This is a genomic window from Paenirhizobium naphthalenivorans (assembly GCF_007992095.1).
GTDB lineage: Bacteria > Pseudomonadota > Alphaproteobacteria > Rhizobiales > Rhizobiaceae > Allorhizobium > Allorhizobium naphthalenivorans.
This window is the reverse complement of sequence record NZ_BJZP01000046.1, coordinates 1-11358: the sequence shown is the minus strand read 5'-3', so window position 1 is coordinate 11358 and position 11358 is coordinate 1. Positions and strand designations below refer to the sequence as shown.

General features: G+C 60.5%; 14 protein-coding genes. 8 read left to right on the top strand and 6 right to left on the bottom strand.

Annotated features, from left to right (window positions below; translation table 11 throughout):
• Positions 1–131: 131 nt before the first annotated feature.
• On the bottom strand, positions 132–755 hold the full coding sequence (locus RNA01_RS22190) for a peroxiredoxin (protein ID WP_348521909.1): 624 nt from the start codon (positions 753–755) through the stop codon (positions 132–134).
• Positions 756–1095: 340 nt separating this feature from the next.
• Here RNA01_RS22190 and RNA01_RS22185 point away from each other — a divergent pair, with 340 nt between their 5' ends.
• On the top strand, positions 1096–2040 hold the full coding sequence (locus tag RNA01_RS22185) for a hydrogen peroxide-inducible genes activator (protein WP_147182303.1): 945 nt from the start codon (positions 1096–1098) through the stop codon (positions 2038–2040).
• Positions 2041–2168: 128 nt separating this feature from the next.
• Here RNA01_RS22185 and RNA01_RS22180 read toward each other — a convergent pair whose 3' ends face one another.
• From RNA01_RS22180 to RNA01_RS22170, 3 genes are read right to left on the bottom strand one after another with little or no spacing between them, the layout of a single operon-like run.
• On the bottom strand, positions 2169–2822 hold the full coding sequence (locus RNA01_RS22180) for a cytochrome b/b6 domain-containing protein (protein WP_147182302.1): 654 nt from the start codon (positions 2820–2822) through the stop codon (positions 2169–2171).
• The gene (locus RNA01_RS22175) at positions 2815–4470 is read right to left on the bottom strand and encodes a tetrathionate reductase family octaheme c-type cytochrome (RefSeq protein ID WP_147182301.1); all 1656 of its coding nucleotides are present in this window, start codon (positions 4468–4470) and stop codon (positions 2815–2817) included. The genes RNA01_RS22180 and RNA01_RS22175 overlap by 8 nt, the downstream gene beginning before the upstream one ends.
• 38 nt (positions 4471–4508) lie before the next feature.
• Positions 4509–4835, bottom strand: a complete 327-nt coding sequence (locus tag RNA01_RS22170) for a hypothetical protein (protein ID WP_147182300.1) — start codon at positions 4833–4835, stop codon at positions 4509–4511.
• A 415-nt stretch (positions 4836–5250) separates the two neighbouring features.
• Here RNA01_RS22170 and RNA01_RS22165 point away from each other — a divergent pair, with 415 nt between their 5' ends.
• The 3 genes from RNA01_RS22165 (at position 5251) to RNA01_RS22155 (ending at position 6605) form a co-directional block, all read left to right on the top strand.
• Complete coding sequence (locus RNA01_RS22165) at positions 5251–5688, top strand: DUF3775 domain-containing protein (protein WP_147182299.1); 438 nt, start codon at positions 5251–5253, stop codon at positions 5686–5688.
• Positions 5689–5897: 209 nt separating this feature from the next.
• Positions 5898–6338, top strand: coding sequence for a DUF2267 domain-containing protein (locus tag RNA01_RS22160; protein ID WP_147182298.1), 441 nt, complete (start codon positions 5898–5900; stop codon positions 6336–6338).
• Between the two features lie 54 nt (positions 6339–6392).
• Complete coding sequence (locus RNA01_RS22155) at positions 6393–6605, top strand: ChaB family protein (protein WP_147182297.1); 213 nt, start codon at positions 6393–6395, stop codon at positions 6603–6605.
• Between the two features lie 48 nt (positions 6606–6653).
• Here the strand turns inward: RNA01_RS22155 and RNA01_RS22150 are convergent, their stop codons facing one another.
• The gene (locus RNA01_RS22150; protein WP_147182296.1) at positions 6654–7220 is read right to left on the bottom strand and encodes an HPF/RaiA family ribosome-associated protein; all 567 of its coding nucleotides are present in this window, start codon (positions 7218–7220) and stop codon (positions 6654–6656) included.
• Positions 7221–7346: 126 nt separating this feature from the next.
• Positions 7347–8444 (bottom strand): CapA family protein, encoded by a 1098-nt coding sequence (locus RNA01_RS22145; protein WP_170253611.1) that lies wholly within the window; start codon positions 8442–8444, stop codon positions 7347–7349.
• A gap of 138 nt (positions 8445–8582) precedes the next feature.
• On the opposite strand from RNA01_RS22145, the gene RNA01_RS22140 reads away from it, so the two are divergent.
• The 4 genes from RNA01_RS22140 to RNA01_RS22125 form a co-directional block, all read left to right on the top strand.
• Positions 8583–9251, top strand: a complete 669-nt coding sequence (locus RNA01_RS22140; RefSeq protein ID WP_147182294.1) for a phosphoribosyltransferase — start codon at positions 8583–8585, stop codon at positions 9249–9251.
• Positions 9244–10110 (top strand): bifunctional DNA primase/polymerase, encoded by an 867-nt coding sequence (locus RNA01_RS22135; RefSeq protein WP_147182293.1) that lies wholly within the window; start codon positions 9244–9246, stop codon positions 10108–10110. The genes RNA01_RS22140 and RNA01_RS22135 overlap by 8 nt, the downstream gene beginning before the upstream one ends.
• 34 nt (positions 10111–10144) lie before the next feature.
• Positions 10145–10618, top strand: a complete 474-nt coding sequence (locus RNA01_RS22130) for a YbhB/YbcL family Raf kinase inhibitor-like protein (RefSeq protein ID WP_147182292.1) — start codon at positions 10145–10147, stop codon at positions 10616–10618.
• Between the two features lie 40 nt (positions 10619–10658).
• Positions 10659–11358: glycosyltransferase (locus tag RNA01_RS22125; RefSeq protein ID WP_170253609.1), on the top strand; the 700-nt coding region annotated here is incomplete at its 3' end.

The following is an 11358-nucleotide window of genomic DNA, read 5'->3' as shown; positions in this document are numbered from 1 at the left end:
TTTGGTTCCTTCCCTGTTGAAAGAATGATGTTTCCGCGATGCTCAACCCCACTCAAGGGAAGCGAGTTCCCTTACGCCGGGCGGGGAGAGGCCGGTGCCCCAGCGCCGGTCGGACGCCGGGGCAGCTTGGATTAGGCGAGGTTCTTGACGGTGAAGTACCAGTCGGTGGTCTCGAGGCCTTCGGACAGGCGCTTTTCGACTTCCGCCACGGTTTTAGGCGAACCGACCAGAACCTTGTCGCCCGGTTGCCAGTTTTCCGGCGTGGCGACGCCATGCGTGAGGCTGGTCTGCAAGGCCTTGACCAGGCGAAGCACCTCGGGAACGCTACGGCCGTTGGTCATCGGGTAGTAGATCATCGCGCGCAGGATGCCCTTGTCGTCGATGATGAAGGTGGCGCGCACGGCCGAGGTATCAGAGGCACCGGGATGGATCATGCCGTAGGCCGTTGCCACGCGCATCGAGAGATCCTCGATGATCGGGAAGGTTATCTCGGTGCCGAATTTCTCCTTGATGTTCTGAACCCAGGCGAGGTGCGAGTAGATGCTGTCGATCGACAGACCGAGAAGCTCGCAATTCATTGCCTTGAATTCTTCCGAGGCGTTGGCGAAGCCGATGAATTCCGTGGTGCAGACCGGCGTGAAATCTGCCGGATGGGAGAACAGCACCAGCCATTTGCCCTTGTAGTCTTCCAGGCTGCGGTCGCCATGGGTCGTCTTGGCGGAGAAGGCTGGTGCCGGCTCATTGATGCGTGGCATGGCAGCGACTGGTGCCGCGGGCGTGATCGCGGGAGCAAAGGCCGGTGCAACTGCGGCCGGGGCCTGCTGTGCCGGGATGATGGGAGTGGAATCGGAGCAGCTCATGTTTTTGTTCCTTCTTGATCGGCGCGCTGGGCTGGGATTAGCCTCGAGCCGTGGTGATTGTTTCAGGCCCTTTTGGCCTTGGCGGTGGTGACCCGACAGGGTGCCGAAGTCGCTCGGCGGTACCTCTCGGGACCAATTCAAGGGATATCCGATCCCCGCGACTGATATATACGCTATTGCGAAGAAATGAAGAAATGAATTATATGGGCTACAGTGATCGAAGGAACCGATTTGTATGGTGCCGCTACCGAGCTTGAGACAGTTGCGCTATCTGGTGGCGCTTGCCGACACGCTGCATTTCGGCAAGGCAGCCGATGCCTGCGCCGTCACCCAATCCACTCTGAGTTCGGGAATCCGCGAACTTGAGACGCTGCTCGGCGTGCCGGTCGCCGAGCGAACCAAACGTTCGGTGCTGATTACCCCGCTCGGCAAGCAGGTGGTGGATCGGGCACGGCGCCTGCTGCAGGATGCAGAAGCGATCGTCGAACTCGGAAACGATGCCGCCAGACCCATGTCGAGGTTGATCGAGCTCGGCGTCATCCCGACGATCGGCCCTTTCCTCCTGCCGCGGCTCTTGCCGCAGATCAACGCCCGGTTTCCTGAACTGAAGCTCGCCCTGCGCGAGGACAGAACCGAGGCCCTGCTCGAGCGCCTGGCCGACGGGAGGCTCGATCTCCTGCTGATGGCCCTTCCTTATGCAACGGAGGGCTGCGAGGTCTTTCCCCTGTTCGCCGACCCCTATGTTTTTGCCTGTACCACGGCCAATGGTCACTCCACGTCCGATAGCATCGGGGTGGACGAGATCGAACGAGCGCCGTTGCTCCTGCTCGAACGCGACCATTGCCTGCACAGCCATGCCTTGCCGCTTCTCGAGAGCATGGCCGGCAAGGCGCAGAACAGCTTCTCCGCGACCAGCCTGCATACGCTGGTGGCCATGGTTGCCGAAGGCATGGGCACAACCTTGCTGCCACAGCTTGCAGTGAGAGCGGGCATCCTGCAATCGAGTTCGGTAACGGCGATCCCAGTCGAGGGCGAGGCTGGCGCCCGCATCGTCAGCTTCGTGTGGCGCAAGCAGTCCTCCAGAGCTGACGAGTTCCGCAAACTGGGGGCTTTTGTAAGGGAATGGGCAGCCCTGGAGTTCGCCGCTCCACCAACAAACTCGCCGGCATCACAAACCTGACGAAAGACGGACATCGGATCTGGGGGGACAGGCCATAGAGATTGGGGTTCATTGATGGAGCAGTTCAGTGCGGCAGAGTCGACCAAGACATGATCTGCCGTCTGAAGATCTACTCGGTCCAACAGGCGTCAATGGATCCTGCCTGGTTCATCCGCCTTGAGATAGGCTTCCTCTTCCGCTGTCAGATCGACGGTATCGAAGCCGGTGACCATCGGTTTCACATGCTTGACAAAGGATCCGCCCACCGTGAGCAGGTATACGTGGACGATGACGAAGGCGGCGATCAGATAGGCGACGAGCAGATGCAGGTTCGCGACTGCTTCCAAGATGAATGGCGCATTCGGCCGGAGCTCCCATAAATTATACGTGAGGTAGGCAATGCCTGTCAGCCAGATGGCGGGAAAAAGCATTAGCTTGAGCGCGAGATAGGTCAGCGCTTGCATCGGATTGTGCTTGCGCCAATAGGCCTTCCTGTATGGATGATGCTCGCCCTTGAATATGCCGTAGGCATAGAAACGCGCGACCTGCAACAGTCCCTGCGTGGTGGGCATGTAGTGCCGCCAGGTGCCGGTCGTCAGATGCCAGAAGATGGCGAAGATCCACAGGATCACAAGGGCGAGCGCAGCAAGCGTGTGCAGCATCACGGCCCCTCCGAATGGCATCAACCCATGCAATCCGTGGAGGCCGGCGCCGGTGAACATCAGAACCAGAATGAGGAAAACTTGTGTCCAGTGCCAGAACCGTTCAAATCGCGGATAGATTTTGACAAAGCGCTCAACCATGATGGGCCCTTCCCCGGCTCGTCATGAGGCGCAGCGCCCCATGGCCAAATACACCCAAGAGAACCAGGCCCAGAATTCCAAGGCCCAGTTTGTCGACGATCCCGAAGGGATCGCGGCCCGGCATATAGAAACCGGCCAAGGTGGCCAGTCTCCCGTCCTTGCTATGGCAGGACTGACACTCCAGAGCGCTCTCCTTCGGTGCGACCATGTGGGTGATAGGCCAATACATATATGTATCGACGAAATCGAACTCGCCGGAATAGGGTTGCCCGGTTTGATCCATGGCGGCCTTGATTGACTTCGCCCAATCGAAATTGGTCCAGAACGCGGTATCTGTCTCGGGGCCATAGACATGGTTATAGACAAAGTTGCGCAGCTTGACGTCGTAGGCCTGACGTCCCTCCATCCGCTTGAATGGCCAGATGCGGGATGCGGGATCGTCTGGCGAACCTGAAATCCTGTTGACCTCAACGACACCGGAGGGATCGATCTTGTCCTCGGTTGTCGTGTACCGGACTTGCCCGTCGAACCATGCGTAATGCGGAACGACATTTTCCGCCCATTCGAAATCACCCTTGGTCGAAAGATAGGTGTGCAGCCGTTTGCCGTCGCTCTGGACGAAGGCGTCCTCGTGATAAGGCTTGCCGTCCTTGAGCTTGCCGGCCGTCGACCAGTCCCATTTGGTCTTCGTGGCAACGCCACCCTTGGCGAATTCCGGAATGTGACACGTTTGGCAGGCCACCTTGTCGACGTGATCGTTCAGCTTCATCCCGATCAGGGAGGTCGCCCGATGCGGCGTGGTGCCGTGACAGGATTCGCAGGTCGCCACGTCGCGCCGCGCACCCGGCTTGCCGGCCGTTCCTTTTGTGTCGTGGGCATTCACGAAATAACGGCTGCCCGCCAACACATGCTGATTGGAGACATGGCAGGTGCTGCAGGTGAAATTCGGCCCATCCTTTGCCATGTGGACATCGATCGACTTGTCGGCAGCGAGCAGAGCCGAAGACAGGTCGCCATGCTTCACATTATCCCCGCCCCCGCCGTAGAAGTGACATTGACCGCAGTTCTCGCGAGCTGGCAAACCGACGCTGCGGGCCGCGGCCGCCAGGTCGACGGGCACCGCCGGAGCCCCGGTTATGGTCATGGCATTGGGCGGTACCGGCGAAAGCGGGGGCTGCCCAGCCTTGTTGTCCAGCTTGGTGTAAGTCCCTGTTCGATCGTGGCAGATCAGACAGTCGACGCTTGTCTGGTCCTTCGGCGGTCCGTCCTGCACCTTCTCCCAGCCGTAACCTGCGTGACAGCTGGTGCAGCGAGTTTCATTGGTGGCGACATTTCCACAGAATGCATTGATGACGCGGCTCTTGCCGAGTTCCTGGCCCGTGGTCGGATGGGGATAGTGCCAGGTCCAATGGATTGAGCTCATGACCTGTTTGCCGGCTTCGGTATGGCAGGCGAGGCAGGCCTGTGTGACTTCGGGACCAGAACCGAATGCTCTCTTTAACGCTTCGAATGTGGAGTGATCTGCAGTGCTGCCGGACGTCACGGCAGCGGATTTGCCATCTTGGGCGCAAGCGAGCGAGGTTACTGCGAAAAACGCCAGTCCGACGAAGCTGAGTGTTCGAAACCACAAGGCGTTCTTGCCCATCATGCCCCTCCGGTACTCATTCTTGACTTACTTGAGCCAATCTACTTCTCGTTTTGCAACCCAACTGACCTTCTGGACAGACCATGCTGTTTGATTGGCGCCGTCAAGTCCATATCGATAGAACCGGCGACCGCTCCGAGCGCTATCAGGATGCGCCTCAAGAGGTCCGTTTCATCCCCGGGCATGCCCTCTTCGAGGGCCACCGCCTCTTCCGAAACGTTGTACTCCCAGCGACGCAAGATCTCGACCTTTTGCTCTCGCGAGAGTGACTCATCCCGAAGGACATCTTCCGGCTGGGTGAAGACCGAAGCAGGGCCCTGGATTGTCTTGTCAAATTCTACAGGCACGATGATCTCCTTCTGCCGCAAATTCCGGATACCTTTTGACTACGCTGAGCAGCGTCTACCTGAAGCACTCTTACTAGTCGCACTCTCCGTTTGACAATTAGGCCATCATAAGCCACTTCGCGGCATCTGGGGATAGTCCAAGAGAATATTGATCGAAAAGGAAGGAATCGAACCAAAGACCTTGGAGAGGTTTGCCTTATCAAGGACCAACGAATTCAGGGCCCAGACACTTCGTTTCCATCCACGATCCGACCGCCAATCAATTCCGATCGAACGTGGAGCGATCGATCTCGCCAAGGGGCAATCATAAACGCGAAAAGGACCGGCGCGGTTGACGGCGGTCAATGACAGACGCGGGACGCGCATTAGGTCTAGTCTTCGTGGGAGGCCATCTTCTCCCACAAGGTTGCTTCACAATGGCGGAAGGCAAAGAGCGATGAAACATCATGGCGACGATCCGCAACAGACAACGATCGAGATCCCGGTCGACAAGGTCTGCTTCCTCATTCTGAAGGCCAGAGAATTTGATGTGAAAGAGGAGGGTACCGATCCGGACTCCGGTTCCAATCCCTCCGATGACGCGGAGATTTCCGTTCTGGAAGATACTCCGGATGATCCGGTGGAGGAAGAGATCCGCTCGCTGATCGACGATCTGTCCATCGATGAGCAGATCGACCTTGTGGCCCTCGCCTGGCTTGGCCGCGACGACTATGACGCAAATGACTGGACCGACCTCCGAATCCAGGCGACCGAGGCTCACAACAGGCGCACCGCCGATTATCTGCTGGGCGATCCGCTACTGGGAGACCATCTGGCCGAGGGGCTGGCCGCACTTGGCTACTCCTGCGAGGACGTAGAACGCAAATACCTTTAAGGCAGATTTGGGGAGGCCGATGCTGCGCGCTGCCTCAGCGGATGATGTTTCTTTCCTTCCATTGATGCCTGTCAATGTCGGCACGGCAGTCTCGTTTATCTTGGCTGAGATCTGCCCTCCACCTGCAGGCTTGAAAGGGTCCTCGGCGGGCAGCCGGTCACGAGACAATCGCCGCCCGTCTTATCCACTGTAACGCCATGGAGTTCGTTATGACGACTGGACATCCCACTTTCGATCATACCGTGCAGGAAGCCAATCGCTGGCTCAAGGCGACGGCGGAAGAACTTCACTTCGAGGATCGCCGTCATGCCTATAGCGCGCTGAGGGCAACTCTGCATGCGCTGCGGGACAGGCTGCCGCCGGAGGCCGCGGTTCATTTCAGCGCACAACTGCCCATGGTTATCCGCGGATTATTCTTCGAGGGCTGGAAAATTAGCGGAAAGCCAATAGAGGCGCACACGGTCGAAGCTTTCTGCGGCCGTATCGCAGGGGAATTGCCGGCGACTTTCCCGATGGACCCGGCAACAGCCGCACGCGGCGTCTTCGAGGTCGTCTTCAGGGAGCTTGATCCGGGGGAAACGGAAAAAGTCATCGATCAACTGCCCCTGCCGCTGCGCAGTCTGTGGCCAGCGCTGGCACGACGCGGCTAGCCGCAAGCCAGCCCACCCAGACCTCCCGCCTGAACCGTATTGTCGGAGGTGCTTGTGCCTTATGCAACGAATTCAGATCTGCCGCCGCCGGTGCGCCATGTCCTACCCCATCATGCCCAAGACATCTATATCTATCGCGAAGCGTTCAATCACGCTTTCGCTGCCCATGCCACTGACCCGCGTCGGGAGGAAGCCGCGCACCGGATTGCCTGGGCCGCCGTCAAGCGCTCCTATGTCAAGGTCGGCGACACCTGGGCGGAGCGCTGACAATGGTCATCCGCTATCCGGCGTCCTCCCGCAGGACACCACATCCCTCTATCGCAGAGCGTGCTTGCCCAGCGGTTTCACGGTACTCGCCTGATCGCCCTTGATACCCCGTTCTTCAACGAAGCTGACGCGCGTGCCCGGCTCCAGGTCGTCGAAACTGCCTGCGACGACGCTGTTGCGATGGAAATAGATTTCGCGGCCGTAGGATGCGGCGATGAAGCCGAAGTCGCCCGCGTGATCAATCCGCGCGACCGTGCCGATCGGCTGAGGTTCATGGTACTTGGTTTCGCCCTGAAGCTTGTGCGCCTCGTCCTGCAACTGCCGCCGCGCCCGCTTGAACGCGTCATTGATGGCGAAATGGAGATCGGAATAGCGCTCGTCGCCATGATCGAGATGGTCGACCGCCACTTCACGACCATTGGGAAGCGCCAGGTGTATGCGCACGTCGTAAAGCCCGCCCGTGCGATGCCGCTGGCCCGGCCCCGTCACCACCACGCGGCAACTCGTGATCCGGCCACAGCGTGTCTCCAGTTCACCCAAATGTTCGTTCAGCATCTCGCGAAGCGCGGGGGAAATCTCCACACCGTGGCTATCGATCTCGACAGGTGTCTCCATGGCTGTACCTCGTTCTTTTCTTCAAGGGTTGTCCGGTCTCGCTACGATCGCTCCGGAATGCGGCGGTCCGCACCTTCCTTGTCCGCAGCCACGCCGAAGACCAGATGGGCATTCAATAGCGCAACCTCATTCGCCGGCATTGATGCCCGTCAAGACATCACCCTGCGAAAGCGCGATGCGACAGCTTAGGCTTTCGCGGTCTAGGACCTCGGCAAGCCAGGCGGCGTCCTGGCTTGAAGCGCGCTTGAGGCGGAACATCCGCCTGCGAAATGGCACCATCTCGAAACGCTCGCGGAGATCGCCGCATTCGTCGAAGTCGACGAAGTAGCCGAGTGCCAGTTCCGGCTTCAATGCCTCATGGCCTCGCATGCCCTCGTAGTCGTTGATGAAGTCGCCGCAACCATAGAGGATCAGCTTCTTGCGGTAGACCTCCAGCCCAAGCGGATGATGCGCGGAATGGCCGTGAACGAGATCGACGCCGGCCTCGTCTATCAATGCGCGGGCAAAACGGCGATGCGCCTCGGGGATGTCGTATCCCCAGTTCGGCCCCCAATGGATGGAGAGGATGACGACGTCGCCTGGCTCGCGCCATGTTGCGATTTCCCGGGCAAGCCGCTCCAGGGAAAGATGTCCGAGGTCGGGGAGGAAATTGACACCCGGCCTCCGGCCTGCGGCCGCCCAGTGCTGCGGGATGCCGGCGGACGCGCAGCCGAGCGCGAACACAAGTACGCGCCGCCCAAAGGGACCGTGAAGAATGGCCGGCCGCGCCGCGGCTTCGCCATCGTCGCCGGCACCGGCACTTGCCATTCCGGCTCGCGCGATATGCCGCACCGTCTGCGACATAGCAGACAGCCCCCAATCGGCGACATGATTGTTGGCCAGCACGCAGCAATCGATCTTCGCGGACGTGAGGCAGCCGATGTTCTCGGGGTGCATGCGATAGTTGATACCCTTGGCTTCCGGGACGCCATCAGCCGTTATGCTGGTCTCAAGATTGATGATCCTCAGATCGGGCGAGCGACTGTCCAGCGCCTCCAGTGTATCGCCCCAGATATAGCCGAGCGGCACCGAGCGAGGGATCGCGCCCGACGCCCGTTCCGCAAGTTCGACATAGCCGAGGGCCGAAGAGACATAGCTCTCGAACAGAATCGGATCCCCGGGATGCGGCAGGATCTGGTCGATGCCGCGTCCTGTCATGACGTCACCACAAAGAAAAAGCCGCATCTGCGCCCCCTCTTGGGCAGTAATTTTCATTTTACAATGCAAGAGCAAGCCCGTAGCCGCATTGAGCAACGTCAATGCAATGATCAGCAATACCGCGTCTTGTTGTTCGCTATCGAATTGAGAACCCGGGAGGCGCCCATGTCATTCCTAGATCGCAGCGACGCCGGACGAAGACTCGCCGAGGCGTTGCAGGCCTATGTCGGCCGGCCCCTTGCCGTCTTCGCCTTGCCGCGCGGCGGGCTGCCGGTGGCACTGGAGGTCGCAAAAGCCCTTGGCGCTCCCCTTGAACTCGCTCTCGTGCGCAAGATCGGCCTTCCCTTCTTTCCGGAGTTGGCGATGGGCGCAGTCATCGACGGAAAGCACCCGGCGATCGTCCGAAACGAAGAGGTGATCGCCGGTCACGGGATTTCGGAACAGGACTTCCAGACATGCTGCCAGCGCGAACTGCAGGAAATCCAGCGGCGGCGGCGCCTCTATCTCGGGGGTCGACCGGATCGGGATATCAAGGGCAAGATCGCCATCATCATCGATGACGGCCTCGCGACCGGCGCGACCATGCGCGCGGCCATCAAGGGCCTGCGCTTGCGGCATCCGGACAAGATCGTGGTCGCCGTTCCCGTGTCCTCTGTCGATATACTTCCCGTCCTCCGCCGCGAGGCGGATGACGTGATCTGCCTGGAAACGCCTGTCGACTTCCAGGCCGTGGGTCTTCATTATCGGCATTTTCCGCAACTCTCGGACGAGGACGTGCTGGACACTTTGAAGGAAGCAGACAGAATCTCCGCAAGAGAGGCCGGCGATGGCTAGACGCAATCAACCTCCGGCGCAGATGGCGGCGCTGCGATACCGGGCGCTTGGCTGGATTCCCCTGCCGGTCGCGCCCCACAGCAAACGACCGCTCATCGCCTGGACCGAACTGCAGGAGCGCATGCCGGAGACGAACGAAGTGCGCGGCTGGTACGCCATGTGGCCGCAAGCCGGCGTCGCGGTCGTGACCGGCATGCGCTCGGGGCTTGTGGTGCTCGACGTCGACCCGGCGCATGGCGGCAACGCGGCACTCGCGGCTCTAGAAGATGTCCATGGCAAGCTGGCCGAGACGGTCGAAGCCATGACGGGCGGCGGCGGGCGCCACCTCTATTTCGCCCATCCTGGCGGCGATATCCGCAACCGGGCGGGTTTTGCGCCCGGTCTCGACCTGCGCGCGGATGGCGGGATTATTGTCGCGCCCCCGTCCATTCACCCGAGCGGAAAACCCTATCGCTGGCGCCAAGGCCACTCGCCTGAGGAGATCGCCCTTGCCCGTCTTCCCGTCTGGCTTCGCGATCAAGAGGAGGCGGAGGCACACGGGCTCGGACACCCGCTGTCCTATTGGCGTGCATTGGCGCGGAAGGGCGTGGAGGCAGGGCGCAGGAACACGACCATCGCCTCTTTCACCGGACATCTGCTGTGGCATGGCGTCGATCCTGAGGTGGTCATGGAACTGATGCTTGGCTGGAACCGCTTGCGTTGCCATCCTCCCCTTTCCGACGACGAGGTTGTTCGCACGGTCCACTCGATCCAGGAGACGCACCGGCGTCACAGGAGCGACGCAGGGGTCCGGGAAGGTGCAGATGATGAAGAGGCCGGCGAGACCGGTCGCCAGCCGAAAGATCTGCAATCGCCATGACCGGACGGCGGTTTCAAACCAAGGGAGCACAAGGATGGCCTTCACGATAACCTCACCCGCATTCGCCCCTAACGGAAAAATCCCGAGCCTTTATACCTGCGAGGGGCATGACATTTCGCCGCCGCTCGAATGGACGGGCGTGCCGATGGCAACGAAAAGCCTGGTGCTCATCGTCGATGACCCGGACGCGCCGGATCCCGCCCACCCGAAAATGACCTGGGTCCATTGGATACTTTACAACCTGCCTCCGGACCTTAGCGGTCTCCCGGCCGGTGTATCGGTCCTGCCCGGAACGACCATGACCGGCGTCAACGACTGGAAGCGCAACGACTACGGCGGCCCGTGCCCGCCGATCGGCAGGCATCGCTACTTTTTCAAGCTCTATGCTCTCGATCGCCTGCTTGACCATTTGACGCCGGGATCCAAGGATCAGATCGAGCGGGCGATGCGCGGCCATGTCCTCGCCGGCACGGAAATCATCGGCACCTATCGGAAGGCAGGGTCTTGACGAAGAAAAGCAGTCACCGTTCCGGCGGATCCGCCGGCTGATGAACATTGTCATGTTCACCAACACCTTCACCCCGCATGTCGGCGGGGTAGCCCACAGCGTGGCATGGCTGACCGAAGACCTGCGGCGCCTCGGACATCGCGTGCTCGTGGTCGCGCCGGAATACGGAATCACGCGGGATGACGAGCCGGACGTCCTGCGCGTGCCGGCCGTCCAACATTTCGCCGGCAGCGATTTTCCCCTCCCCCTCCCCCTGGCGCGGCTCTTTGATGACACGCTCGACGCCTTCCAGCCGGATATCGTACATTCGCACCACCCCTTCCTGCTCGGCACGCTGGCGTTGCGCGTGGCGGCCAAGTTCGACCGACCCGTCGTCTACACCTATCACACCCGATATGAGTGCTATTGCCACCACGTCGCCCCAGATGCACAGGCCATACAGCGGCTCGTTCTTAGCCTCTCCTTCGGCTATTGCGACCTCTGCGACGCCGTTATCGCTCCGAGCGCGAGCATCGCCCGCCACCTCACCGATCATGGTGTCAAGACACGGCTATCGCTGATACCGACCGGAGTGGATCTTGCCTTCTTCGCCGGTGGGAATGGCGCGAAGGCTCGCGCGGCCGCAGGCATTCCAACTTATGCCTTTGTCGTCGGCCATGTGGGCCGTCTCGCCGCCGAAAAGAATCTCGAATTCCTGGCGGCATCGGTACTTCTGTTTCTCCGCTCCCACGAAGAGGCGC

Bases quoted from the DNA above. Each gene is read 5' to 3' on its own strand.
- RNA01_RS22190 (WP_348521909.1), bottom strand. From the start codon at position 755: ATGCCACGCATCAATGAGCCGGCACCAGCCTTCTCCGCCAAGACGACC.
- RNA01_RS22185 (WP_147182303.1), top strand. From the start codon at position 1,096: ATGGTGCCGCTACCGAGCTTGAGACAGTTGCGCTATCTGGTGGCGCTT.
- RNA01_RS22180 (WP_147182302.1), bottom strand. From the start codon at position 2,822: ATGGTTGAGCGCTTTGTCAAAATCTATCCGCGATTTGAACGGTTCTGG.
- RNA01_RS22175 (WP_147182301.1), bottom strand. From the start codon at position 4,470: ATGATGGGCAAGAACGCCTTGTGGTTTCGAACACTCAGCTTCGTCGGA.
- RNA01_RS22165 (WP_147182299.1), top strand. From the start codon at position 5,251: ATGAAACATCATGGCGACGATCCGCAACAGACAACGATCGAGATCCCG.
- RNA01_RS22160 (WP_147182298.1), top strand. From the start codon at position 5,898: ATGACGACTGGACATCCCACTTTCGATCATACCGTGCAGGAAGCCAAT.
- RNA01_RS22150 (WP_147182296.1), bottom strand. From the start codon at position 7,220: ATGGAGACACCTGTCGAGATCGATAGCCACGGTGTGGAGATTTCCCCC.
- RNA01_RS22145 (WP_170253611.1), bottom strand. From the start codon at position 8,444: ATGCGGCTTTTTCTTTGTGGTGACGTCATGACAGGACGCGGCATCGAC.
- RNA01_RS22140 (WP_147182294.1), top strand. From the start codon at position 8,583: ATGTCATTCCTAGATCGCAGCGACGCCGGACGAAGACTCGCCGAGGCG.
- RNA01_RS22135 (WP_147182293.1), top strand. From the start codon at position 9,244: ATGGCTAGACGCAATCAACCTCCGGCGCAGATGGCGGCGCTGCGATAC.
- RNA01_RS22130 (WP_147182292.1), top strand. From the start codon at position 10,145: ATGGCCTTCACGATAACCTCACCCGCATTCGCCCCTAACGGAAAAATC.